The sequence below is a fragment of the Mesorhizobium sp. M0139 genome (assembly GCF_040322455.1).
Classification (GTDB): Bacteria; Pseudomonadota; Alphaproteobacteria; order Rhizobiales; family Rhizobiaceae; genus Mesorhizobium.
Genome location: NZ_JAMYTN010000010.1, coordinates 49,383 through 75,016 on the forward strand (window position 1 = coordinate 49,383; position 25,634 = coordinate 75,016).

The following is a 25,634-nucleotide window of genomic DNA, read 5'->3' on the forward strand; positions in this document are numbered from 1 at the left end:
GTCGCAGAACGAAGCCAGGATCGATCGCCGGTCACAGCCTGAGAGAGATACGTGCCAGAACCTTACGCCGGACCGATCATCGACGCCCATCATCATCTTTGGGATCTCAGACTGGGACGGCATCCCTGGCTCGCCGCCACGGCCAGCGAGCGCGGCGGCCTCGGCGAGCTTGGCCCCTTGCGGCGGAACTATCTGCCCGGGGATTATGCGCGCGATGCCATAGGGCATAATGTCGTCGCCACCGTCCATGTCGAAGCCGGCTGGGCGAGTGGCGACTGCATCGGAGAAACGCGCTGGCTTGAAACACTCGACAAATCGCGCGGCGTCGCCGCCCGCTATGTCGTTCACGTGCCGCTCGCCGATCGCCAGGCGCCGGCGCTGATCGAAGCGCAAGCCGCGTTCGAGCGTGTCGCCGGCGTGCGCGACATATTGAGCTGGGATCCCGACCCTGCCCGCCGTTTTGCGGCCCGTGACGGCATCATGGACGATCCGGCCTGGCGCGCCGGGCTTGCCTTGCTTGGCCAGCATCGGCTGGCCTTCGACATGATGGTGTTTCCGCGCCAGCTCGCCGACGCGGGGCTGCTTGCCAGGGCCTTCCCCGATCAGCAATTCGTGCTCAACCATTGCGGTAGCCCGATCGACCGCGACGCCGATGGCATGCAGGTGTGGCGCGACGGGCTGCGGCTTCTGTCGCAATGCGACAACGTCGCCATCAAAATATCGGATCTGGTCGCCTACGATCATGACTGGACGCTCGACAGCCTGAAGCCCGTCGTCCTGCATTGCATCGATTGTTTCGGCACCGGTCGCGCCATGTTCGGCAGCGACTTTCCGGTCGCCGGCCTGCATGCCTCGTTCGATGACATATATGACGGCTTCAAAACCATCACAGCGGACTTTTCCGCCGACGAGCAGACGGCGCTGTTCTTCGGCAACGCAAGGCGCATCTATCGGCTCGACGATGTGTCATCGGCGCGCCTGCTCCCGGCCTGAGAGCAGCAGCAGGCCGAGGATCAGCGAGCCGAACAGGATGCTGCGCCAGCCGGGCGATGCGTTGACGACGGTGATCAGCGCGGTGATGGTGACCAGCAGGATGGCGCCGGGGATGGTGCCGGCATAGGTGCCAAGCCCGCCGAGGATCGAGGTGCCACCGAGGACCACGGCGGCAATCGAGGCGAGCAGATAGGGATCGCCGATGCCGACATAGCCCTGTCCGTTCATGCCCAACACGAGCACGCCGGCAAGTCCCGAGCAGAAGCCGCTGATGCCGTAGACCGCAAGCGTCGTGGACGTGACCGGAACACCGGACAGCGCCGCGGCAAGCGGGTTGGCGCCCATGGCAAAAATCCGGGCGCCGAGCGATGTCGCATGCATCGTGGTCAGCACGATCGCCGAGACGACCACCCACAACAATACGCCAGCGGGAATGCCGGCCGGCCGGCCATTGCCGAGCCAGTGGACCAGCGGGTTCTCGGCGGTCACGGCGCTGCCGCCGGCGATGATGATCAACAGACCCTGCAAGAATGTCGCCATGGCCAATGTCATGATCATCGGGTGGACGCGCAGCAAAGCGACGCCGAGCCCGTTGACCAGGCCGATTGCCGTGGTCAGCACCAGAACGGAAAGAATGGCGGTGATGCCGGTCGGATCCACCTGCCACGACAGCAGCGGCAGGCTGACGGCGCTGACCGTGACGATGGCCGCGACGGAAAGGTCGATGCCGCCGGCGATCACCACAAAAGTCTGGCCCGCGGCAACCAGGCCGATGACGGCGCCGAGCTCCACCAGATAGCGCAGATGGCCATAAGCGCCGAAGCCGCGCGAAACGAAGCTCGCCACGATCCAGACCGCGGCAACGATGGCAACGGTGAGAAACGGCCGGCTGCGCAGGACCGTCAGGGCGCGTTTGCCGCCCGCGCTGTCATTCCATGCTGTCATTGCTGTGCCTTGCGGAATTGCGGGATGGCGACCGCGCCGATGATGATCAGGCCCTGGGCCACATATTGTGCGACCGGCGTGAAGCCGAGGAAGAACATGACGCTGATCATCAGGCTGAGCAGCAGGCTGCCGGCAAGCGCGCCGCGCATCGTGCCCTGGCCGCCGAGGAAGCCGATGCCGCCGAGCACCGCAGCGGCAATCGAGTTCAGGGTAAAGGCGGCGCCGATGACCGGGTCGCCCGAACCGGTCTGTGCGGCGACGAACAAGCCGGCGCCGGTGGAGAGCAGACCGCTGATCGCATAGGCCGCAATGCGCGCGCCGTCGACCGGCACGCCGGAGCGATAGGCGCCGACCGGATTCTCGCCGGCGGCATAGAGGCTCAAGCCAAGCGGCGTGGCGAGATAGAGCTTCCACAGGAGAACGATGAGCACCAGCAGCACGAATGCCGCCGGTGTGTTGCCGGCAAGCAGGTCGGACAGCCACGCCGGGATTGCGCCGCCGGGCCGCGGCAGGATCAGCAGTGCGGCGCCGCCGATGATGAAGGACCCGGCAAGCGTCACCACGATCGCCGGCAGGCGAAGCCGTACCACGACGAAGCCGGTCGCCGCCCCGATGCCGAGGCCCGTCAGCGCCACCGCGGCAGTGCCCCCGGCGACGCCCAGCGGCCCGGCCATCGTCGTCGCGGCGATGACCGCGCCCAAGCTGACCGTCGCGCCGATGGCCAGGCTGATGCCGCCGGTGAGCATCAGGATCGCCTGCGCCATGGCGACCAGAGCCAATGGAAACCAGCTCTGCGTGAATTTGGCGAAGCCGGACGCCGTGAACAGACCCGGAAAGAGGACGCCATAGGCGATGAGAAACACCAGGACGACGGCAAACAGGCTGCGCACGCCGACATTGCGACGCAGTTGCACCGGCCAGTAGAGCGCATCGGTCTGCCGGGCGGAGGAAGATGTGTTCATGCCGCAACCTTCCGCTGTTCGGCGCCCATCGCGGCGGAGACGATGGCTTCCTCGCTCAGCGCCCCACGCGCCAGCATGGCGACGATGCGGCCTTCGCGGACGATGGCTACACGGTCGCAAAGGTGCACCAGTTCGGGCGTGTCGGAACTGAGCAGCACGACCGCCTTGCCGGCGGCGGCGAAATTGCGAAGCATCATGTAGATCTCACGTTTTGTTTCGACGTCGACGCCGCGCGTCGGATCGTTGAGCAGAAGCACCAGCGGGTCGTGCGGCATCCATTTCGCCAGCGCCACCTTCTGCTGGTTGCCGCCCGATAGAGCCTGCGCCGCCCGGCCGAGGTGACCCTTGATGCCGAGTTGGGCGGCAAGGCTTTTGGCCGTCTCGCGCTCTGCGCGGCGGCTGCGCAGCTTCAGCGCCGGCAGCCTGGCAAAGGCGGGCAGCATCATGTTGGTGATGATGGGATGGATCAGGTGCAGGCCCTCGCGCTTGCGATCCGCGGGCACATAGGCCAACCCCAGCGCGTTGGCATTCGGCACGCCGCCGGGCAGGCCGGAGGCGCCGTTGACGGTCGCCGATGCCGTTCGTGCCGGAATGGCGCCGTAGAGACCGAGCAGCAGATCTTCCTGCCCTTGCCCGACCAGACCGCCAATGCCAAGCACTTCGCCCGTTTTGATATCCAGATCGACGTCGCGCATCAGGCCGGCCGAAAGATTTCGGACGGAGATAGCGTCGGCAGGCAAACTGGAAGGCTGCCATTGCGGAAAAAGATCACCGGGATCGCGGCCGACCATCAGCCGAACCAACCCGGCGGCGTCGGTGCCTTCCAGGGTGCGGTCGGCCGTGCAGGTGCCGTCCTTCAGCACGGTGACGTGCTGGCATAGCGCCATGACTTCGTTCAGTCGGTGCGAGATGTAGAGAATGGCGATGCCTTCGCCGCGCAACCGCTGCAGCAGATCGGTGAGGATTTTGGTTTCGGTTGCCGATAGCGACGATGTCGGTTCGTCGAGAATGAGCACGCGCGGCCGGCGGTAGAGCGCCTTGGCGATCTCCACCATTTGGCGGCGGCCGAGCGACAGATTCCCGACCGGCGTCGACAGCGGCTCGTGCAGACCGACAAGTTCGCATGCGGCCCTCGCCCGCGCAGCGAGTTCGCGGTAGTCGATCAGGCCGAACCGTTTGGGATAGGCGCCGAGACCAATATTTTCGGCGATGGAAAGACTGGCCGTCAGGCTGAGTTCCTGCTGGACGACGGCGATGCCGGCCTGCCGCGCAACAGCCGGCGTCATGCGTGAGACCGCGCGTCCATCGACCTCGATCGTCCCGCCATCCGGTCTCAAGGCGCCGGACAAAAGGTTGATCAAGGTCGACTTTCCGGCGCCGTTCTCGCCGAGCAGCGCATGCACGCGGCCCGGCTGGAGAGCGATTGAAACGTCGCGCAGGACGGGGTTGCCGAAGAAAGACTTCGACACCCCGCGCGCCGCGAGCAGCGGAGCCATGGTTGTCAACGCTACAACCCTTCAGGCTTATTTCTGAGCCAGCAGCTTCTTGAACAGCTCCTCATCGTAAGGAGAAAAGATGTAGCCGTCAGCCGGGAAGTCCTTGGCCCGGGCGAGGTATTCGTCGATGTTGGAATTGTCGATCACCGGCAGCGGAATCTTGACGAAAGCCGGCACATCCTTGCCTTCCAGCGCCTGAACGGCGGTGTAGGTGGCGAAGGCGCCGAGCCAGTTCGGCTGCATCGTCGCCCAGCTCTTCAAGCCCTTTTCTTTCCAGAGTTCCAAAAACTGCCGGGCGTTCTCACCGGTGATCGGCACCTGTTCACGGCCCTGCTTGTCGAGGGCCAGCACGGCGCCTGCCGACAGAGCGCCGCCGAGCGACAGGATGCCGTCGATCTCGGGGTTGGCGAAGAGGAGGCTGGTGACGGCTTCCTGTGCCGGCGCGACGTTGTAGGGCGTGTTGGTCTCGGCAAGCACCGTCACGTCGGGATGGGCCTTGAGCTCAGCGTCGGCGCCTTTGCGCCTGTCATCGCTGACCGAAACCCCGGCGGGGCCATTGAGGATCAGGATCTTGCCCTTGCCGCCGATGGCGTCGATCAGGAACTTGGCGGCCTGGTCGCCCCATTGCGAAGAATCGGTGTTGACCTTGGCGGTGACCTTGTCGGTGTCGACGAGGCTGTCGAAGTTGATGATGGCGATGCCCTTGGCGCAGGCGTCGGCCAGAACGCGTGCCGGTGCGGTCGACGAACCGGCGATCAGGATGATGGCGTCGACATCGGAATCGATCATCGACTGAATCTGCTGGATCTGGACGTTGGCATCGCCCTGAGCGTCGGTGACGACGAGCTTGTCGACCAGTCCCTGCCTCTTCAGGGTCTCGACTTCGGCTTCGATCGTGCCTTGGGTCTGCTTCATCCAGGTCGGCACGGAATAGATGTTGGCCCAGCCGATCGTGTACGGCGCCTTGCGGTCGCCCTTGATGCAGTTGGCGGCGGCATTGGCCTGCGAGGCGACGCCAAAGCTCAGCACGAGACCGAGGCAAAGCGCGCTGGCGGATGCGAAAAACGGTGATTTCATGATGACTGTTCCCTTCAGAGGTTGTGGCCTCGACGTGCAGAACAAGGGCGAGGAAACCCGTCGATCGCCGGGTCTTGTAAACCGTGTGTCCTCTCGGGATTTGTCTGCGTCAGGCTCGTTAGTTTGTCTGGTATTTCAGACAATGTGTCTGTATATCGGACAAATTGGATGCTAGACCGAGCCTTGACATCTTTCAAGCGCCTTGAGACGAGAACCGAAATGATTTTGGCGGATGGTCATGAGCGACGGCACTAACGATGCGATCGGGAAGGAAGCCGGCGCGGAGCCGCGCAACGGCGAACGACGACGCGGCATTGACCGCGTCATCATGCTGCTCGAGGCGTTGCTGCGGCACCGCGCGCCAATGCGCGTCGGCGACATCGCCAAAATGATCGGCGCGCCGCGTTCGACCACCTACGAGATCGTCAACAGCCTGCTCGACGCCGAAATGCTCGAAAACGTCGGCGGTGAAGGTTACGTCTATTTCGGACGCGCCATGCATCTGTTCGGCTGGGCCTACTCACATCACAATGCCCATTACCGTCGCATCATCGAGACCTTGGATAAGTTGGCCGCCGAGACAGGCGAGACGGTCCAGCTATGCGGCCTGCGTGGCAACAAATACGTCGTTCTTGACTGCCGAGATTCGCCGGGCCCGTTCCGGATCTCAAGCGATGTCGGGGTTGAGGTGCCGATCCCATGGACGGCATCCGGACGGCTGCTCCTCGGCCATATGAACGAGCAAGAGTTGAGGGATTTCATCCCATCTGGCGACTACAGGCTTCCCGACGGCCGCATCATTGCACCAGCCGAATTCTTTGCCGATGTTGCCTTGGCCCACCGGCAGGGTTTCAGCGAGACCACAGCCTTGGCCGACCGTTTCACCTGGTGCATGGCGGCCCCCATCCGTGACGGCCACGGCGCCATCAAAAGGACCTTGTGTTTGGTGTTACCCGTCGACACGCCGGAGCCACGGCGCGACGAACTGCTTGCGTTGCTGCGCGAGCGCGCCCGTGGACTGTCTCTGGCGGGAGGCTGACGATCAGCCGTCGTGCCCTCAGGTTGAAGCCTCTTAAAGGCACATGGATTCCGCTCTTCCCCATTGGTTCCATTTAGGTTCCGGACCTTAGTCCCATAGTCGGTGGATAAGGTCCGAACCAGGGAACACGCAACCGGAAGCCACATTAGGAGAAGACCGTCGATCAAAGTCCCTTCATCGCCGGTTGAGGATCCCGCCGCTCTTACTGTCGAGAGCGCGGCGAATCCTTACGCGCGGAGCGAGCACATGAGATTTGTCGAGATTTTCACAGATGTGCTTACGGCCCTGCTTCTCGCTTTATTCGTGTGCGGGATATTCGCTGTTTTCGGAGGCCATCTGGTTCCTCCACGCTACGCAAAGATGGTGTTGCTGCCGGACCTCGATAAGATGACGACTGCATCATCTACACCCAGCTTGCCCGATTCCATCGACTTGCAACTTCAAAAGCGCCCAGAGGTGCAAAGGTCTGCCGGCGTGACACAGCGCGCAGTCGGTCTGGAGCCGCCAGTGCCATCCAGCAAGCGGTAAGAATCAGCGGAGGTTTTGTGGCTCCCCAGCTATCAGAGAGCGCCGGCGATTATTGACAGACCCGGCTCTTGAAATTGGCTGAAATCGCCGCTCCACATTTCCGCATCTGTTTGAATTGTGTTTATCAACTAGTGCGAACGCTATGGCGAAGCAGGTTGAGCTGGCGGCGTTCCTGGCTGATCCCCGCCAGTGCTTGATCGCGGCGTGGGATCCTTGTCGAGCTTGGGATTTCGGTCCACCGGTTCGCCATTCACATCATCGGCCTTGGAGTTTGCAGGGTCCGTTTGGCCAGGATTTGGGCTGTAAGTATCTGGCGATGGAACCCGGCTGTTTTGCTGTGTCGCCGGTGTCTTAGCCTGCTCGCCATAGATTTCAGCGATCCCCCAGGCAACGAGCGCCAAGACAAGGCCTGCCAAGAGCACGCCAAGGACCGGTCGCCCCAAGCCACCCTGCCTGGCCCGCTTTTCCGGAATGTTTCTGCTCATGATCGCAACCTTGGGCTAAGAGGAGTGGCCCGCGCTCCAGGAGCGAAGACGCGAGACGGTCAAGAGTTCCGGACGTTGGCCATGCGGCGAACAGGGAACTCGCTGCACATACCGAACTCGCTGGCGCTGTTGATGTTCCCACGGAATACAAACAGCGCGCCGCCGGGAGCCGGACTGGCAATTTGGGTTGGAGTGGCTGGAACGAGCCAGCTCAAGGTCAACGAGCGGCGGTGTGCGTAAGCGGGCAGCCAGACTGGAACTTTGCCGAATCTGCCGCGTTGCCGACCATGGCCGACTACAACGAGACCACCAATCCGGTGCTGACCGGTTGCAAGGCCCGCGTTGCCACCAGGGACATCTGTTTGAAGGCTATCTGAAATTTGCTCCTCGTTGTCGGCGATTCCGCCCAATGGAACATCCTGATCCGCTCGCGGTTGGGGAAGCCCGGGCCAGCTCAGGAGCATCATCATGAACGTCGAACGTAACCCGGCCGAAGACAGAGGCGATATTCAGTCTGGGGCGACAGAGGACAAGACGCCGGGATTCGACCCGGCGGCGGCGCCTATGGAAACCGATGCCGAAGCGGCAGACACCGGCGCCGTGCCGGTTCCCGCAGCGACGGGCACGCCGGCTTTCGCTAATCAAGCAAGCTTCGCCAATGCGATGCGGCGGCCGGACGACGAGAGCGCCCCGGCCCCGAGTAAAAACGGCCCGGTGCTGGCCATTGTCGCGCTTGTCGTCGTTGCCGCCGTCGTGTTCGTTGTCGCCGCGATGCTGGCGCGATAGCAGATCCTGCGCTTGCGCCAAACCTCTGCCCTTGGACGCGTTCAAGGATGTGGCCGTGGGCAACAGGCGATCAGCGGCTGGAAAAGCAGGTTGCAGCCGCGCATGCCACGCCGGCCGGCACCCCGACCGAGCAGCATTGCGGCATGGCCGAACCCCGTTCGGTCGCCAAGGGTTGAGGCCGGATGCTCGTTGGAAGCGGGAACATTTCACATCGAGCCAAGTTCGGGCTCGCAGAGCTTGTCGTCAAGGAACAGCACATGCAGGCCCTCACATGGCACGGCAAAGGCGAGATACGCTGCGATCAGGTGGCCGATCCGACGATCCAGGATGAACGCGACATCGCTGCAGAAAGTTCGGAACGGCGATATCGACCCGTCATTTCATCGGGCTGGCCCCAAGGCCGGGCCCGAACTTTACAAAACCTTCCGCGACAAGGAGGACGGCTGCATCAAAGTCGTGATGCGCCCGCACGGCTGACCGTTCTGCCTCAGTGGCCCGACTATGTTGTCCGGCCGTCTGCATGCTGAAAAGGCGAGAGTTGAAAATGGCCAAGGACAAACCCGTATCGACAAACCCGGCCGCCACACCTTCGGTCAGATCGCCTGAGGCCACCGGCCTGCCACATCCCCGTCGCGACGCTGAAAACAGCGATTCCGGCGCCAAGCCGACGGCGCCCAAGACCGCTGGCGCCCAGCAAGCGTCCAGATCGCCGCTCGACAGCCGTATTGCAAATCGCAATGCCGGCCGTCCTCGTCAGGCAGGCACGACGCCTCGGCCGACCGACGAACCGCTGGAGTAAAATGAAACCTTAGATGCGGCGCGGGTATCTGCACCGCGGTGTGTGTGCAGTCAGGGTCTTCCTGCCCTGCCGACAGCGCCATACAGGTCTTGATCTCCCGTGGATCGCCGGGATCGGCTTACTTTAGCGGAAAATTCGATGGTACCGTTGGCTGGGATCGAACCAGCGACCTCCGGATCCACAATCCGGCGCTCTAACCATCTGAGCTACAACGGCACGTTCGCCTGAGCCAGATCGTGGTGAAAATTCATTCTCCGAGATCCGCTCTGTCGTTCGGCGATGCGTCCAATACGGTCTATCAGAGACTAATTCAAGGCCTTTGATAAGGCAAAGCCGGTCTCCCAACAGACGCCCGTTTCTTCGGCAAAAGAAAAAGGCCGGCGGGAGGAGGTGCCGGCCTTTTCCTGTTACGAGCCAGCGGGAGGAGGTGCTGGCTGGTCACCCCGGAGAGCAGAGGGAGGAGGTTCCACTCGCCGGGTATTCATTTGGACAACTCTATCGCACACCTATTTGTCTGACGAAATGCGACGTTTTGATGCATCGCAGAGTTGTGCGCAATTATTAGGCGGCCTTGATGTCCTTCAGGGCCTTCTCGAAAGCGGTCTTGACCGGCTTGGAGACGTCTTCGGCAGCCTTCGAAGCAACAGCCTGGAAGTCCTTGGCCTGCTCGACGGTGGTCTCGACGCGCTTGCGCAGGAAGGCGGTCTGCAGTTCGACCACTTCCGACAGCGACTTGGCGCCGATGAGGGCCTCGAGATGCGAGAAGCCGGCTTCGGCATTGGCGCGCAGAGCGGCGATGGTCTTGAGCGACAGGTCGCTGGAAACGGTCTTGGCAGTCTCGAAGGTCGATTCCAGGACTTTCTGGGTCTCTTCAGCGCCGGTCTTCAGCTTGGAGTAGGCTTCCTTCGACTGCTCGACGCCCTTTTCGGCGAAAGCGCGGATCTGGTCGGTTGCCTTGGAAGCGTCGAAGCTCGGGAATTCGACGTTTTCGATGGTCTCAGCGGTCTTGGCCTTGGTCATTTTCCATCCTTTCGGGGTAGCGGCTTTGACAAAAAGCCGTCTCGTTCATGTATGATGGCAATATAGCGGTTTTTTTGTGCGATGCAATATCTTTGTTGCAGTGCACCATAAATTTCTTCCCATGCGTCACCCAAGAGGTTATCCAAGGGCATTCCGAGAGGCTGTTAACCAAGTGGCCAGAGATTCCACCTGCTTCCCGCCATGGCTTGTGGACCTTCGCCGCGCGGGCTTTTATTAACAAAGCGTTAACTGCAAATTGCCCGCCTTGTAGGTTCGCCAAGAGGGGTTCGCCAAGAGGTTTCACCGAAAGGGTCCGCCAAGCGCATGCCTTCCGAGAACTACTCTTTCCTCGATGTCGCCGTGCTTGATGCGGTTCGCCAGCGCTTCGCCGCCGGCGACGCGATCGCGATTCTGTCGGCCGACCTCGAACAGGTGATCTGGGCCAACGGCCCGGGCGCTGCGGTGTTCGGCTATCCCGATATCGAGGCCATCATCGGCGCCTCGGCTCAGCTGCCGCTGATCGCCAGGCGCCAGATCATGGCGACCGCGGGCTTCCCGCAGATCGGCAGCGACCGCGCCATTACGGTACGGCTGGCGACCGGCATCACCAGCCGCGCCGTCGGCTTCCTGGCCAGTGCGGTGACTATGCCGGACGGCGAAAGCGCCATCATGCTGGTGGTGCCGGCAGCGCAGGCCGGCTCGCGCAGTGCTGCCGACATTGGGACCCGCGCCATCAGCGGCTTTACCGAAGACGGCCATTTCATCGCCTTTGTCGACGCCGCCGGCACTGTCGAGGCGGCTTCGGATGGCTTTGGCGCGCTCGCCATCCGGCCTGAGACGCTGGCCGCGCTTGTCGCCGACGTGGCGAGCCAGGACGACCGCATCGTCAAGCGGCTGGTCCCCGGCGGCGCCACGTCCTATCCGGCCGGCTTCGCGCGCCTGACCGAGTCCAGGCATCTGCTGGTGGTCATCGACGAGGATCAGCTCGGTGAGGAAAATCCTGTCGGCGAGCTGGATGCCGAACCTGCTGCAGCGCAGGTCGACGATGGCCCGGCGCAAGCCGCCGCGGAGAACGCGGTAACGGTGGATGCGGTGGCTGACCACCCCACCGCAAGCGGGAATCAGGGCGCCCCACTCGCGGCCGCGCCTGATGTCGGGGAGACAGGTCCGGCTGCCACCGAGCATGATGCTTCGGCGTCAACCGATACAAAGGCGGACCATCGCGAGCAGACGACCGGCCGCGAGCAGGCGGCGAATGACAGCGCGCCGGCGCAACATGATCATTGGTACTTCCATGCCGGCGAAGAGCCGCAGGCGGGCGAGCCGGACAGCCCGGCGCAGGCCGAGCCGGACTCTGTTTCCCCGGCCGAGAGTGCGCAGTTGGACAGCAGTGCCGCTGCGCCCGCCCTGCCGTCCGACGCAGCCCCACCGGCTGCGCCTCCCGCCAAACGTGAGGTCGACCGCTCGGCGCCGCCGCTGCGCTTCGTCTGGCGCACCGACGCCGAGGGCAAGTTCAGCGCGCTGTCGCCGGAATTCGGCGACATTGTCGGCAAAGCCGCCGCCGACGTGATCGGCCGCCGCTTCAAGGACGTCGCGACAATTTTCGGCCTCGACGCCTCGGGCGAGATCGCGGGCCTGCTTGAACGGCGCGACACCTGGTCGGGCCGCTCGGTACTGTGGCCGGTTGCCGGCTCCGACCTGAAGATACCGGTCGATCTGGCAGCACTGCCTGTCTATGGCCGCAGCCGCGCCTTCGAAGGTTTTCGTGGTTTCGGCGTCGCCCGCGCCGGCGATGCGGTGGTCGATCCGGAAGCAATCGGCATGGCGCTGGTCCCCAATGGCGCGCCAGCGGCAGCAGCCGAGCCGGCCCCGGAACAGCCCGTGGCGGAAGCTCCCAAGGCGGCCGATCCGTTCGAGGGCGAAGTGCCGGCACTGACCATCGTGCCGAAGCAGGAACGTCGTTTTGCCGACAAGGTCATCCGGCTGGCCGAGCATCGGCAGCCCGCCAACGACAAGCAGCCGACAAGCGAGAGGGGCCTGTCGACGCTGGAGCGCAGCGCTTTCCGCGAAATCGGCGAGCGGCTGAAGAAGGACAATCCCCCGCCGGAGCAGCCGGAGACTGCCAAGCAGGCCGAACCGGCCAATCCGGATCAGGTAACGCCAGACCAGGCCAAGGCAGATGAGCCCAAGCCGGATCATGTCGAGGCGGACCAGGCTGAAACAGCCGCGCCAGCCCGACAACCCGCCGAGGTCTCGAGTCCGGACGAAGCCGGCCCGGCTGCCGTGGCTGAACCATCGGCAGCCGCACCCGAAAGCGAAACGGCTGAGGCCGAACCGCCGGAAAGCGATGCCGAGGACGAAAAGGACCTGACGCGGCTTGACGGCGAGCAGCCGGACGACGGCCTTGCGGACAGCGAAGCAGGCGAGGCGAAGGCGCCGACAGTGTCGCGCTCCCTGCTCGACTATGCCGATCCCGAACCAGGCTCCGTCACCGAAGACAGTACGGAAGCAACGTCGTCCAACGACGAACTTGCGCCGGCTTCCGAACCGGATGATACGCAAGCCCAAGAGATCGTCGAGGCCGCAGAGCCACAGCCGGTTGTTGCCGAGACGCCGGCCAATGCCGGTGAAGACGACAGCATGACGTCGGCCGACTTCCGCGATGCCGAGGACAATGAGGATTGGGCGCCGTCCGACGAGGCGACCGATTCCGCCGTGGAAGACGGGGACAAGGCCGGCGATGCGGACACAGTGCCGGCAGAACCACAGCGCCTGAAAGTGCCGCCGCTCAAGCTTGAGGGGTTCATGCCTTCGGCATTCTCGGCCGGAGATGAACACAAGGCCCCTGACACGTCGATCCTCGGCAAGCTGCCGGTGCCGCTGCTCATCCATTCGGGCGACGAGCTTCATTACGCCAATGAGGAATTCCTCGGCCTGACCGGCTATGACACGCTTGAGGACCTGAGCGACGCCGGCGGGCTCGACGCGCTGTTTGCCGATCCCTATTCAGAAATGGCCGGCGAAAGCGACCACACACTCAAACTGAAGACGCGCGAGGGCCAGGAATTTCCGATCGAAGCCATTTTGCGTTCGGTGCCGTGGCGCGCCGGCAAGGCGCTGATGCTGGTGGTGCGACGTACCGGCGATAACGAGCCGCCGATGGTTGCGCATCTCGCAGCCGAGGAGCAGACGCAGCCCGATGTCTCCGAACTCAAAGCGCGCATTGCCGAGATGCGCACCATCATCGACACCGCGACCGATGGTGTGGTGTTGATCGGCCGCGACGGCGACATCCGCTCGATCAGCCGGCCGGCCGAGGCGCTGTTCGGCTTCGACAGCGACGACGTCACCGGTAAACCGTTCGCCTCGCTGTTTGCCATCGAAAGCCAGCGCGCGGCGCGCGACTATCTGAACGGCCTGTCCGAGCCCGGCGTGGCGAGTGTGATGAACGATGGCCGCGAGGTGATCGGGCGCGAGGCGCAAGGGCGCTTCATCCCGCTGTTCATGACCATCGGCAGGCTGCCCAATGACAGCGGCTTCTGCGCCGTGGTGCGCGACATCACGCAGTGGAAGCGGGCCGAAGAGGATCTGACCCAGGCGCGCGCGGTGGCCGAGCGCGCCTCCTCGCAGAAGACCGATTTCCTCGCCCGCATCAGCCACGAGATCCGCACGCCGCTCAACGCCATTATCGGCTTTTCCGAGCTGATGGTGGACGAGAAGTTCGGCCCGGTAGCCAATGACCGCTACCGCGACTATCTCAGAGACATCAACCGCTCGGGCAACCATGTGCTCGATCTCGTCAATGACCTCCTCGACATTTCGAAGATCGAGGCCGGCCAGCAGGAAATGGACTACGAGGCGGTGTCGCTCAACGATACGCTGGCCGAGACGGTGGCGATGATGCAGCCGCAGGCCAACCGCGAGCGTGTCATCATCCGCTCCAGCTTCGCCTCGCGACTGCCGGAAGTCGTCGCCGACCTCAGAAGCGTGCGCCAGATCGCGCTCAACATCCTGTCCAATGCCATTCGCTATACGCAAGCCGGCGGACAGGTGATCGTGTCGACCGCCTATGAAACCTCCGGCGACGTTGTCATGCGGGTGCGCGATACCGGCATTGGCATGAGCCATGCCGAGATCGAGCAGGCGCTGAAGCCGTTCAAGCAGATCAATGCGCTGAAGCGCGGGCGTGGCGACGGCACCGGTCTCGGCCTGCCGCTGACCAAGGCGATGGTGGAAGCCAACCGCGCCCGCTTCACCATCACCTCGACGCCGGGCGAAGGGACGCTGGTCGAGGTCGCCTTCCCGTCGACGCGGGTGCTGGCCGAATAGGCCGGCGATTTCCGGGCGAGAATCCCGGACAAAGAAAAGGCGTCCAACAGGACGCCTTAAATGGGATTTGCTGTCACAACGGGGCTTGAGCGAATCTGATCCTCAGGGGACGAGGAACGGGATTTCTCCCTCAAGTTACGTGCGACTATCGACGCCGGGCCTTAACAACTCCTTACCGGCCGTCCAAAAAATTTACGAATGTGTACCACTCATGAAATCTAGGTAAATTCGACCGACATATCTGGTTAACCATCCCGGCCGCGTCACTCAGCCAGCTGCGGCAGGTTCCTGAACAGCTCCAGCGCCTCTGGATTGGCCAACGCTTCCTTGTTCTTGATGGCGCGGCCATGCACCACGTCGCGCACTGCAAGCTCGGTGATCTTGCCCGATTTGGTGCGCGGAATGTCGCTGACGGCGACGATCCTTGCCGGCACGTGGCGCGGGCTGGCGCCGCTGCGGATCTTGGAACGAATGCGCTTTTCCAGATCCTCGTCCAGCGTCACGCCGGCGGCCAGCCGCACGAACAGCACGACGCGGACGTCATTGTCGAAATCCTGACCGATGCACAGCGCCTCAAGGATCTCCGGCATCTGTTCGACCTGATTGTAGATCTCCGCCGTGCCGATGCGCACACCGCCCGGATTGAGCGTCGCGTCGGAACGGCCGTGGATGATCATGCCGCCATGCGCGGTCCATTCGGCGAAGTCGCCGTGGCACCAGACATTGTCGAAGCGCTCGAAATAGGCCGCATGGTATTTCTTGCCCTCAGGATCGTTCCAGAAGCCGATCGGCATCGACGGAAACGCCTTGGTGCAGACCAGCTCACCCTTTTGCTCGCGGATCGGCTTGCCGTCATCGTCCCATACATCGACAGCAAGGCCGAGGCCGGGACCCTGGATCTCGCCGGTCCAGACCGGTTGCGTCGGTACGCCGAGCACGAAACAGGAGACGATGTCGGTGCCGCCGGAAACCGAGGCCAGATGCACGTCCTTCTTGATGCCGTCAAAGACGAAGCGGAAATCCTCCGGCGACAACGGTGAGCCGGTCGAGGAAATCGCCCGCACACTCGACAGATCATGGCTGCGGATAGGCTTGAGCCCGGCCTTGCGTACGGAATCGATGAATTTGGCCGAGGTGCCGAAAAAGGTCATCTTCTCGGCATCGGCGAAGCTGAACAGCACATTGCCGTCGGGGTGGAAGGGTGAGCCGTCATAGAGCAGCAGCGTGGCGCCCGAGGCCAGGCCCGACACCAGCCAGTTCCACATCATCCAGCCGCAGGTGGTGAAGTAGAAGAAGCGGTCGCCTTCGACGAGCCCGGCATGCAGCCGGTGTTCCTTGACGTGCTGGACCAGCGTGCCGCCGGCCGAATGGACGATGCATTTGGGAATGCCGGTGGTACCTGACGAGAACAGGATGTAGAGCGGATGCGCGAACGGCAGCCGCTCGAACGTGACCGCTTTGGCGGTAAAGGGTGACAGCGCCTCTTCGAGCGCCACGGCCTTGTCGATGATCGCTGCGATATCGCGCGAGGTACCGAGATAGTCGACGATCAGGACCTTGCGGACGGTTTCGAGCTTCGCCGCAACGGCAGCGATCTTGTCGGCTACCTCGATTGCCTTGCCATTGTACCAATAGCCGTCCGGCGCAATGAATATGACCGGCTCGATCTGGCCGAAACGGTCGAGCACGCCCTGCTCGCCGAAATCGGGGGAACAGGACGACCAGACCGCGCCGATGGAGGCGGCCGCCAGCATGGCGGCGACGGTTTCCGGCATGTTGGGCATCATCGCCGCGATGCGGTCGCCCTTTTTCACCTTGAGCGACAGGAAAAGCTGCTGAAAGCGCGAGGTCAGTTGGTGCAGTTCGCTCCACGACAGCCGCCGCTCGATCTTGTCCTCGCCGCGAAAGACGATCGCGTCACCGGAACCGGTCTTCTTCAGCAGGTTCTCGGCGAAGTTCAGTGTCGCATCGGGAAAGAACGATGCGCCGGGCATCTTGTCGCCATCGACGAGCACCGTCCCATCGGTCCCTTTGTCGCCGACAATGCCGCAAAAGTCCCACAGCAGGCTCCAGAAGCCTTCGCGATCCTCGACCGACCAGCGGTGCAGTTCGGCGTAGGAAGCGAAGGATGTGCCGCTTTTGGCCGCTGCTGCCTTCATGAACGCGGTCAGTGGTGCTGCGTCGATCTGGTCTTGCGTCGGGGTCCAGAGCGGTGCTTCGGCAGCCATGATCGATCCTCCTTGAAGCCCGTCGCGTCGCAAGATAGATATGCTTTTGTTTTGATGCACGTCGTTGTCCCGGAACCGCTGCACTCTTCCGGGCGACATGCACTAGCCTCAGCTTTACAGGCGTCGCTGCCCCAAAAACGCCGCGCCTCGTAGCAGGCTGAAGCTGCATCGCTTATGCCTACCACCGTGCGGCAGAGCAAGATTTTGTTCCGCTAAACTCGGCCATATGTGCGCAATTGCCATCGCCGGGCCATAAAGACTTGAAATGCCTCAGCCCTAAGTCGTAGTGACGGCTGGAAGGCGTGGTGACGACTGGCGGTTACACCCGTCAGGCGTTATCGGAATGAAAGCAACCGGGGCAATATGCCATCACCTTTGATCCGGCGCGGAATATGGGCGATCGGCGTTGCCGTGCTCGTCATCGCGCTGGTCGTCGCCGCTCTGCCGCTGTTTGCCTCGACCCGGATCGTGCGCGATCGCATCGCCTGGGAAATGAGCGCGTGGAGCGGTTTCAGGGTCACCATCGCCGGTTCGCCGCGCATCGAGGTGTGGCCGAAGTTCCGCGCCATACTGAGCGACGTCACGCTGTCGCAGTGGACCGAGACCGACGCGCCGCCGGTGATCGAGGCCGAACGGGTCGAGGTCGACCTTTCGGCCATGGCGGCGCTGCAGGGCGATGTGGTGTTTTCGACGGCGCGGCTGGTGCGGCCGACGATCCGGGTCCAGCGCGCCGCAAACGGCATATTCCTGCCCGCCATACCAACGGGCGGACGCATCACCCGCTCCATCGACACGGCGCGCGGCGTGGTCAACGCCGATCCGACGAAGCCGGATCTGAGCAAGCTGCCCGCCGATCCGTTCGGCACCGTGGAATTCAGGGACGGCCGCATGGTCGCCTCCGTCGGCGGCAAGGACGTCGAATTGCTGACCAGCCTGTCCGGCCAGGCGAGCTGGGCAGCGATGAACAGCAACGCGACCTTGTCGGCGACCGGAATCTGGCGCGGCGAGAGCGTCACCGTCGATGCCGCCTCGCCCAAGCCGCTGGTGCTGTTTGCCGGCGGCGCCGCACCGGTCACGTTTTCGTTCAAGGCAGCGCCGGCCAGCTTCTCGTTCGACGGCACGGCCAGCATGTCGCAAAACGCCTATTTCGATGGCCAGGCGAAATTCGCCGCGCCCTCGCTGCGGCGCGTGCTGGAATGGTCGCAGGCCGGCATTGCTCCTGGTACGGCGATCGGTTCGGTCTCGATTTCGAGCAAGATCACGGCGACCGCCGGCCGCGTCAAATTCGAAAACACCGCGGTGACGCTCGACAACAACCCGGGAATGGGGGCGCTGGATTTTTCGTTCGGCGACGCCTTGCCGGTGATATCAGGCACACTCGCCTTCGACACGCTCGACCTCAGGTCGCTGTTTTCGGCCTTCACGCCGCTGGCGCCGACCGGCGAGACCGGTCCCGGCGAAATCGACACCAGCTTCGCCGACCGGATCAATCTCGATCTGAGGCTGTCAGCGGCGCATGCCTCGGCCGGCGCAATCCAGCTTGCCGACGTCGCCGCCACGGCGCAGGTGAAGAACGGGCTTGCCGTCTTCGATATCTCCGATGCGTCGGCCTTTGGCGGCAACGTGCAAAGCAGCCTGCGTTTCGACCGTAAACCGGAGGGCTCGCAGGTCGAGATCCGGCTGCTCGCCTCCGACATTGACGGCGCCGCTTTCGGCACCGCGGCCGGAATGACGCGGCTGGTGCCGGCCAGCACCGGCACTGTCTCGGTCATTCTCAAAGGGCCGGGCAAATCCTGGGACTCGATCTTCGAGAACGCCGACGGCTCGGTCTCTGCGACGTTCGGGCCGGGCGCGCTGAGCGGGCTCAATTTGCCGGCATTTCTGAAGCACACGGAACAGGGCGGCTTCTTCGCGCTCGACGACGTCTCGGACGGGACACTGCCGATGGACGGCGCCGAGCTCAAGGCCACCATCTCGAAGGGTGTGGCAAGGCTGGACAAGGCCGAGGCCAATTCGGCGAAATACAAGGTCTGGCTGTCCGGCATCGCCTCTTACGGCGGACGCGGGCTGGCGCTTTCGGGGGGTGTCACCCAGGCCGACCCGGCAGCGGCACCGGTCAATGGCCAGCAGGGATCCAACCAGTCGTCATTCTTCGTCGGCGGCACCTGGAGCACGCCGTTCATCTCGCCGATCAGCCGCGGCGTCTCAGGCGAATAGGCGGACCCTTACCGGGACCGCCCTATCCCTCGTTTGACGCAATCAACCGCGCTGCGCGGCCTGTTCGTCGAGCTGGCGTTGCACCTCACGCCGCTTGTTGGCGACCGAAGCGATGATGACGCCTACCGCCACGACGGCGATCAGGATGGTGCAGGCGGCGTTGATTTCCGGCGTCACGCCGAGACGCACCTGGCTGTAGATCTTCATCGGCAGCGTGGTGGCGCCAGGCCCGGAGGTGAAGGAGGCGATGACCAGGTCGTCAAGCGACAGGGTGAAGGCCAGCATCCAGCCGGAGACGATGGCCGGCATGATGACCGGCAGCGTGATCTGAAAGAAGGTCTTTACCGGCGTTGCGCCGAGGTCCAAGGCAGCTTCTTCCAGCGAACGATCGAACGACACCAGGCGCGACTGCACGACGACAGCCACGAAGCACATGGTCAAGGTGATGTGAGCAAGCGTCACGGTCAGGAAGCCACGGTCGAGACCGACGGCAACGAACAGCAGCAACAGCGACAGGCCGGTGATGACTTCCGGCATGACCAGCGGCGCAAACACCATGCCGGAAAACAGGATGCGGCCGCGGAAGCGGGTGTAGCGGGTCAAGGTCAGTGCTGCCAGCGTGCCGAGCACGGTTGCCACAGTGGCGGAGATGACACCCACACGCGCGGTCACCCAGGTGGCGTCCATCAGCCCCTGATTGTGGAACAGCGAGGCATACCATTTGGTCGAGAAGCCGCCCCAGACGGTGACCAGCTTCGACTCGTTGAAGGAGAAGACGATGAGCAGCACGATCGGCAGATAGAGAAAGGCAAAGCCCAGCACGACCGAGGTGACGTTGAAGCGGCTCCAGGTGGCGTTCATTTGTCCTGCTCCTGGGCGCGTGCCTGGGCCTGCTGGAAGAGCATGATCGGCACGATCAGGAGCAGCAGCAGGATGACGGCGACGGCCGACGACACCGGCCAGTCACGGTTGGCGAAGAATTCATTCCACAAGGTCTTGCCGATCATCAGCGTCTGCGAGCCGCCGAGCAGATCGGGAATGACGAACTCGCCAACCGCTGGAATGAACACCAGCAGGCAGCCGGCGATGACCCCGGGCAGCGACAGCGGGAAGGTGATCTTCCAGAAGGCTGATGTCGGCGGGCAGCCGAGATCCTTTGCCGCCTCGATCAGCGAGTAATCCATCTTTTCCAGCGACGAATAGAGCGGCAGCACCATGAATGGCAGGTAGGAATAGACGATGCCGATGAAGATCGCCGTGTAAGTGTTGAGGATGATCAGTGGCTGATTGATGATGTGCAGCGACAACAGCAGCTGATTGAGCAGACCCTCGGGCTTGAGGATGCCGATCCAGGCATAGACGCGGATCAGGAACGACGTCCAGAACGGCAGGATTACCAGCATCAGCAAGGTCGGACGGATCGTCGCCGGCGCGCGGGCCATGCCGTAGGCGATCGGGAAGCCGACGAGCAAGGTCAGGATCGTCGAGACAGCAGCGATGATAACGCTGGTCACGTAGGCTTTGAAGTAAAGCGCGTCCTGCGTTAGCCAGACATAATTGTCGACGCTGAGTTCGCGGAAGCGGACAAAGAACCCGGACATGCCGTCCCTGAAATCGAGCGCCGGCGTGTAGGGCGGCATGGCGATCGCCGACTGCGACAGCGAAATCTTGAAGACGATGATGAACGGGATGAAGAAGAAGAACAGCAGCCAGAGATAAGGCACGATGATGACGAGCCGGCTGACAAAGCCGGCACCGAGCCGCATCAGGAACGGTTTGGCCGCGGCCGATGGACCGGCGTCGGTGAGTGCAATGTTGGACATGGCCGCCCCCTACCGTGTCAGCACGACGCCGGCATCCGGCCGGAAGGAGACCCAGGCGCGGTCGTTCCAGGTCAGCGGGTCCTCGGTGACTCGCGCCGCGTTGAGCGCGCTTGCCCTGATGATCTGCCCGTCATCCAGCCGGATGTGGTAGACGGTCATGTCGCCGAGATAGGCAACGTCGTAGACCTCGCCCTCAAGCGCATTGACGGCGTCGGCCGGTTTCGTCGACGACACCTTGATCTTCTCCGGCCTGATGGCGAAGACGATGTCGGAACCGGCCTTTGTATCGGTACTGTTTTCGACGACGATCTGGGCCCCTGTCGCGCCGGTGATGCGCGTGGTGTTTGCCGCACGCTCGGCGACCTTGCCCTCGAACATGTTCACATTGCCGACGAAGTGGGCAACGAAGCGCGAACTGGGGGCTTCATAGACTTCCGCCGGCGTCGCCACCTGCATCACCTCGCCCTTGTCGATGATGGCGATGCGGTCGGCCATGGTCATCGCCTCTTCCTGGTCGTGGGTGACGACGACGAAAGTGAGCCCGAGATTTTGCTGCAGGTCCATCAGCTCGAACTGCGTTTCCTCGCGCAGCTTCTTGTCGAGCGCGCCGAGCGGTTCGTCGAGCAGCAGCACTTTCGGCCGCTTGGCGACCGAGCGGGCGAGTGCGACGCGCTGGCGCTGCCCGCCGGAGAGCTGGTGCGGCTTGCGCTTGGCGAACTGCTCGAGCTTGACCAGCTTCAGCATCTCGGCGACGCGCTTTTCGATATCCGGTCCCGGCATGCCTTCCTGCTTGAGGCCGAAGGCAATGTTCTTTTCCACGCTCATATGCGGGAACAGCGCATAGGACTGGAACATCATGTTGACCGGGCGGCGGTAGGGCGGGATGCCGCGCAAATCCTGGCCGTCGAGAAGGATACGGCCGGCGGTGGGCTCCTCGAAGCCGGCAAGCATCCGCAGCAACGTCGACTTTCCGCAGCCCGACGCGCCGAGCAGGGCGAAGAACTCGCGCTCGAAAATGGTCAGCGACAGATTGTTGACGGCGGTGAAGTCACCGAACTTCTTGGTGACATTCTCGAATTGGATATATGGCTTGGCGTTCGGGTCGTTCCATGGCGCGAAATCCCTGCGGATGCTGCCAAGCGATTTCATGTCCCACTCCGTCCTGTTTTTTTTGCTTCTTGCCCCAGAGAAGAATGGTCCCGGCAGATGACTGCCGGGACCATGTCGCATTGCTTACTGGCCGGTGACGATCTTGGTCCAGCTGCGCGTGATCAGGCGCTGGGTCTTGGGATCGTAGGGCTGGACCGTATAGAGCTTTTTCAAGGTCTCGGCGTCCGGATAGACCGCCGGATCATCCAGCAGCGCCTTGTCGACGAACTGCTGCGAAGCCTTGTTGCCGTTGGCGTACAGCACATAGTTGGACGACTTGGCGATCACTTCCGGCTTCATCATGTAGTTGAGAAATTCGAGTGCCTCGGCGGCATGCGGCGCATCGGCGGGAATCGCCATCTGGTCGAACCACATCTGGGCGCCTTCCTTGGGCACGGAATAGCCGATCTCGACCCCTTGCTTGGCCTCGACCGCGCGGTTGCGTGCCTGGAAGACGTCACCCGACCAGCCGACCGCCAAACAGATATCGCCGTTGGCGAGCGCATTGATGTATTCGGACGAATGGAATTTGCGGATATACGGCCGCACCTTCAGCAACGTCTCCTCGGCCTTGGCGATGTCGTCAGGTGAGGTGCTGTTCGGATCGAGGCCGAGATATTTGAGCGCCGCCGGGATGATGTCGGCCGGCGAGTCCAGCACATAGACGCCGCAGTCCTTCAGCTTGGCCAGGCTGTCGGGATTGAAGAACACATCCCAGCTGTCGATCTTGTCGGTGCCGAGTGCAGCCTTCACCTTCTTGATGTTGTAGCCGATGCCGACCGTGCCCCACATGTAGTTGATCGAATATTCGTTGCCCGGATCGTATTTGGCGGTGCGCTCCGAAACCGTGTCCCACATGTTGGAAATGTTGGGCAGCTTCGACTTGTCGAGCTTCTGGAACACGCCGGCCTGGATCTGGCGGGCCAGGAAGTTGCCGCTGGGCACGACGACGTCATAGCCGCTGCCGCCGGCAAGCAGCTTGGTTTCGAGGATTTCATTGGAATCGAAGGTGTCGTAGACGACCTTGATGCCGGTCTCCTTAGTGAAGTCGTCAATGATCGAACTGTCGATGTAATCCGACCAGTTGAAGACGTTGACGACGCGATTCTCGGCATGGCCGCCAACGGCGAAAAGCGTCAGAAATGCCGAGGTTGCCGAAAGCCAGAGCGCTTTGCGGATCATGCTGTTCTCCTTTGATGAGTGTTCCTTCGCCAAGTCGTCGCTGTTCGAGCGCGATTGGGCATTTGCTTCAGAGTATTGAGCTTTCCGGGCAGCCACAAGCATGAACTGCCAGCGCCGTCCGGGCGGTTCGACGAGCGGCAGATGATGGCTCTGTGTGCCCGCATGGCGGGCGCGGTGACGCCGTCAGAGGCTTTCGCCGCGGCGCTGGCAGGGATACGACGCTGTGGTCCGGTCTTGGTCCGACCGGCGGGGACACTTGGCAAGATAAGCCTGTCTTGTTGTTGCCGTGCCCCAGCCTGCCCGTGCCGCAGCAAGGTTGTCAATGGCCCGCGCGGGGAAGCTCGGTCAATAGGGGCGTGCGGCTTCGCTAATTGGGGAAAGACGGGTGTAATTAGGGAAGACGGGCTCAACCAAGGGAAAGGCGGGTCAATTAGGGGATGGCAGGCCAGTGGTCCCCGGCCGTGCAGGCCTCGCCTGGCGCTTGAATTCAAGCGCGATATGGACGAGCAGCGCGGCGACCACCACCGCGCCGCCGATGATGGTGCGCACCGAGGGCACCTCGCCATGAACGAGCCAGACCCAGATCGGTCCGATGATCGGCTCGAACGTGCCGAGGAGTGCTGCGATCGCCGCCGGAACCAGCCTCGCGCCGGTGGCGAAGAAGGCAAGGCCCAGGCCGAGATTGATAACGCCGAAGGCAAACAGGAAAGCCATGTCGTGGGTCGACGTGGCAAACTGCGTGGCTTGCGATGCGGCGAAAGCCGCTGCCAGCATCGTACCGAGGCACGTCGCCGGCGTCATGCGCACATGGGCGAAGCGCCGGGTGATGACGGTGGCAATCGAGAACATGACGGCGATCAGCAGCGACAGCCCGTCGCCGATGGGCGATACGGCGCCGTCGAGCGATTCCGACACCATGATGGCGACGCCGGCGATGACGGCGGCGATCGCCACCCAGGTCGCGATGGCGACGCGTTCGCGAAACAGCACCCAGGCAAGCAATGCCGCCAGCAGCGGCACACCGGCCTGCATCAACAGGATATTGGCAACGGTGGTGTAGGCGAGCGCGACAACGAAGCACGTCGACGCCGTGGCGAAACAGACGGCCACGGCAAGGCCGGGCAGGCCCATGTCGCGAAACAGCCGCAACATGCCGCGCCAGCCGTCGCGCCAGGCCATGAAGCAAATCAGGAACACAGCCGCCCACAGCGATCGCCAGAACACCACCGTCCAACTGTCAGCGGTGTCGATGAAGCGGGCGATGGTGCCGCCAAAGCTCCACATCAGCGCCGACAGGAACACCAGCAGCAAGCCGACCCGCTCTTCGCGAGGCGAGACGATCGGCGGTGCGGCGATTGGAGAAGATGCGGTATCGGTCATGGGGTGCGACTGTCGGCTATCTCGGGGCGGCATGATGCACAATGGACGACAGAAACGTGCCGTATTCGCCTAGCGCATAGGCTACCGCCGGACGTGATCCAGCCCGGCATTCCCTTTGGCGCACCGCCAACCGGCAGCCATACGGGCAAACACCGCCGTTTCTAGGACGTGCCCTTGTTGCCGCGGATAAAGCGCCAAAGACCGGCCAACGGTACCAGCAGCAGAATGCCGAACTTTTTCAGGGCGATGACCGCGACCGCAATCAGGCCGGCCTTTGCCGCGAGTTTTCCGGCGATGAGGCCGCCAATGCCAACCGCGGCGACCGTGTCGGTGCCGGGCAGAAAATCGGTGTATTTCTTGCCGGTGTTGAAGTCCGCCACGCCCAGCACTTCGTCCAGGCTCTGCTTGATCTCCGGCAATTGTTCAACCGTAGCGATGTAGCTCATCACGAAGACGCCTTCCCGGCCGAGGAAACGGACGTCGTAATTGAGCGTGTGGACGGTATCGTCTCCGAACTGCAGTTCCTTGGCCCAGTGCAGCCGCTTGTGGACGAAATCATAGACCGGCGGCGAGGCCCAGCCGATTAGCTTGATCGGGGGAAAGCCGTCCTTTACCCGCTGATCGTTGGCCGACAATGTGTCCGCCTGCATGCTGCTCAGCAGTTCGGTGTAGTCGATGGATGCGGCGTCGGCGTCATCGACATGGCCGATCTTTTCATAGCGCAATTCGATGCCCCAACCGTTGCCGGCGATGGGCTCGTACTTGGCCGGGAAGATCATGCCGATTGCTTCGGACGCGGTATCAGGCGGATTGCCCCAGGCCTCGGTCAGGACGGACGTCGCGTCCTTCTTGCCCAGAAAATAGAACTTGTCCTTGAGATCGAGATGGATGCCTTCGGGAAGGTCGACCGCGCCGGTCTTTGGATCGATTTTGTCCAGGAATGCCTTGCCGTCGTCACTATACTGTTGATAGTCCTTGAAGAATTCCGAGGATTTTTCTGCCAGAACAGGCCCCGCCAAAAGGGCAAGCGCCACGCCAAGCCACAAAGCTTTCCTGTTCATAAGCCATCCCCCCCTTGGCTGCCCTGCAGCTCACCTTCGATAGCGCAGCGCCGATGCTTAATCAATATTTGGTTCGGCGACGGTTCGGGCAGCGCTCTATTGCTTAGCGCAAACAGCTGCGGTCTTCCGCGACCT

The 25,634-nt window shown here is 62.9% G+C and carries 19 protein-coding genes, 1 tRNA gene and 1 pseudogene; 7 read left to right on the forward strand and 14 right to left on the reverse strand.

Annotated features, from left to right (window positions below; all coding sequences use genetic code 11):
• Nucleotides 1-51 precede the first annotated feature (51 nt).
• The gene (locus NKJ58_RS18240; protein ID WP_023692366.1) at nt 52-993 is read left to right on the forward strand and encodes an amidohydrolase family protein; all 942 of its coding nucleotides are present in this window, start codon (nt 52-54) and stop codon (nt 991-993) included.
• Here NKJ58_RS18240 and NKJ58_RS18245 read toward each other — a convergent pair.
• Genes NKJ58_RS18245 through NKJ58_RS18260 form a run of 4 tightly spaced genes read right to left on the reverse strand, consistent with a single transcriptional unit; the run spans nt 967 to nt 5,473 of the window.
• Nucleotides 967-1,938 (reverse strand): ABC transporter permease, encoded by a 972-nt coding sequence (locus NKJ58_RS18245; RefSeq protein WP_352560139.1) that lies wholly within the window; start codon nt 1,936-1,938, stop codon nt 967-969. The two genes, NKJ58_RS18240 and NKJ58_RS18245, sit on opposite strands and share 27 nt — an antisense overlap.
• Entirely contained in the window at nt 1,935-2,900 is a 966-nt protein-coding gene (locus NKJ58_RS18250; protein WP_352560138.1) for an ABC transporter permease, read from the reverse strand. Before NKJ58_RS18250 ends, NKJ58_RS18245 begins: the two co-directional genes overlap by 4 nt.
• Entirely contained in the window at nt 2,897-4,396 is a 1,500-nt protein-coding gene (locus NKJ58_RS18255) for a sugar ABC transporter ATP-binding protein (RefSeq protein WP_198028928.1), read from the reverse strand. Before NKJ58_RS18255 ends, NKJ58_RS18250 begins: the two co-directional genes overlap by 4 nt.
• Nucleotides 4,397-4,423: 27 nt before the next feature.
• A complete protein-coding gene (locus NKJ58_RS18260; protein WP_031193248.1) occupies nt 4,424-5,473 on the reverse strand; it encodes an ABC transporter substrate-binding protein in 1,050 nt (349 codons plus the stop codon).
• Between the two features lie 232 nt (nt 5,474-5,705).
• On the opposite strand from NKJ58_RS18260, the gene NKJ58_RS18265 reads away from it, so the two are divergent.
• Nucleotides 5,706-6,512, forward strand: coding sequence for an IclR family transcriptional regulator (locus NKJ58_RS18265; protein WP_023723361.1), 807 nt, complete (start codon nt 5,706-5,708; stop codon nt 6,510-6,512).
• Between the two features lie 1,072 nt (nt 6,513-7,584).
• On the opposite strand, the gene NKJ58_RS18270 is transcribed toward NKJ58_RS18265, so the two are convergent.
• Complete coding sequence (locus NKJ58_RS18270) at nt 7,585-7,935, reverse strand: hypothetical protein (protein ID WP_156931535.1); 351 nt, start codon at nt 7,933-7,935, stop codon at nt 7,585-7,587.
• A 58-nt stretch (nt 7,936-7,993) separates the two neighbouring features.
• Here NKJ58_RS18270 and NKJ58_RS18275 point away from each other — a divergent pair, with 58 nt between their 5' ends.
• From NKJ58_RS18275 to NKJ58_RS18285, 3 genes and pseudogenes are all read left to right on the forward strand, one after another.
• A complete protein-coding gene (locus NKJ58_RS18275) occupies nt 7,994-8,311 on the forward strand; it encodes a hypothetical protein (RefSeq protein ID WP_023715626.1) in 318 nt (105 codons plus the stop codon).
• Between the two features lie 357 nt (nt 8,312-8,668).
• Nucleotides 8,669-8,788 (forward strand): annotated as a pseudogene (locus NKJ58_RS18280) (zinc-binding dehydrogenase); the annotation flags it as partial.
• Between the two features lie 67 nt (nt 8,789-8,855).
• The gene (locus NKJ58_RS18285; RefSeq protein ID WP_023681865.1) at nt 8,856-9,110 is read left to right on the forward strand and encodes a hypothetical protein; all 255 of its coding nucleotides are present in this window, start codon (nt 8,856-8,858) and stop codon (nt 9,108-9,110) included.
• A gap of 139 nt (nt 9,111-9,249) precedes the next feature.
• Here NKJ58_RS18285 and NKJ58_RS18290 read toward each other — a convergent pair.
• Nucleotides 9,250-9,326, reverse strand: a tRNA-His gene (locus NKJ58_RS18290).
• Nucleotides 9,327-9,671: 345 nt separating this feature from the next.
• Nucleotides 9,672-10,130 (reverse strand): phasin, encoded by a 459-nt coding sequence (locus tag NKJ58_RS18295; protein ID WP_023669330.1) that lies wholly within the window; start codon nt 10,128-10,130, stop codon nt 9,672-9,674.
• 324 nt (nt 10,131-10,454) lie between these two features.
• Here NKJ58_RS18295 and NKJ58_RS18300 point away from each other — a divergent pair, with 324 nt between their 5' ends.
• Complete coding sequence (locus NKJ58_RS18300) at nt 10,455-14,459, forward strand: PAS domain S-box protein (protein WP_352519437.1); 4,005 nt, start codon at nt 10,455-10,457, stop codon at nt 14,457-14,459.
• 263 nt (nt 14,460-14,722) lie between these two features.
• On the opposite strand, the gene NKJ58_RS18305 is transcribed toward NKJ58_RS18300, so the two are convergent.
• Nucleotides 14,723-16,687, reverse strand: a complete 1,965-nt coding sequence (locus NKJ58_RS18305; RefSeq protein ID WP_023834053.1) for an acetoacetate--CoA ligase — start codon at nt 16,685-16,687, stop codon at nt 14,723-14,725.
• A gap of 363 nt (nt 16,688-17,050) precedes the next feature.
• On the opposite strand from NKJ58_RS18305, the gene NKJ58_RS18310 reads away from it, so the two are divergent.
• On the forward strand, nt 17,051-18,904 hold the full coding sequence (locus tag NKJ58_RS18310; protein ID WP_023753890.1) for an AsmA family protein: 1,854 nt from the start codon (nt 17,051-17,053) through the stop codon (nt 18,902-18,904).
• A gap of 42 nt (nt 18,905-18,946) precedes the next feature.
• Here NKJ58_RS18310 and NKJ58_RS18315 read toward each other — a convergent pair whose 3' ends face one another.
• From NKJ58_RS18315 to NKJ58_RS18340, 6 genes are all read right to left on the reverse strand, one after another.
• Nucleotides 18,947-19,765, reverse strand: coding sequence for an ABC transporter permease (locus NKJ58_RS18315; RefSeq protein ID WP_023669326.1), 819 nt, complete (start codon nt 19,763-19,765; stop codon nt 18,947-18,949).
• Entirely contained in the window at nt 19,762-20,727 is a 966-nt protein-coding gene (locus NKJ58_RS18320) for an ABC transporter permease subunit (RefSeq protein ID WP_027049422.1), read from the reverse strand. The genes NKJ58_RS18315 and NKJ58_RS18320 overlap by 4 nt, the downstream gene beginning before the upstream one ends.
• 9 nt (nt 20,728-20,736) lie before the next feature.
• Nucleotides 20,737-21,876 carry an ABC transporter ATP-binding protein gene (locus NKJ58_RS18325; protein WP_023689322.1) on the reverse strand — a complete coding sequence of 380 codons (1,140 nt, stop codon included), beginning with the start codon at nt 21,874-21,876 and terminating at the stop codon, nt 20,737-20,739.
• A gap of 84 nt (nt 21,877-21,960) precedes the next feature.
• Nucleotides 21,961-23,058: a polyamine ABC transporter substrate-binding protein gene (locus NKJ58_RS18330; protein WP_023711775.1), complete on the reverse strand. Its 1,098-nt coding sequence runs from the start codon at nt 23,056-23,058 to the stop codon at nt 21,961-21,963.
• Nucleotides 23,059-23,484: 426 nt separating this feature from the next.
• A complete protein-coding gene (locus NKJ58_RS18335) occupies nt 23,485-24,438 on the reverse strand; it encodes a DMT family transporter (protein WP_023740471.1) in 954 nt (317 codons plus the stop codon).
• A 161-nt stretch (nt 24,439-24,599) separates the two neighbouring features.
• Complete coding sequence (locus tag NKJ58_RS18340; RefSeq protein ID WP_031199285.1) at nt 24,600-25,499, reverse strand: DUF2167 domain-containing protein; 900 nt, start codon at nt 25,497-25,499, stop codon at nt 24,600-24,602.
• Between the last annotated feature and the right edge of the window lie 135 nt (nt 25,500-25,634).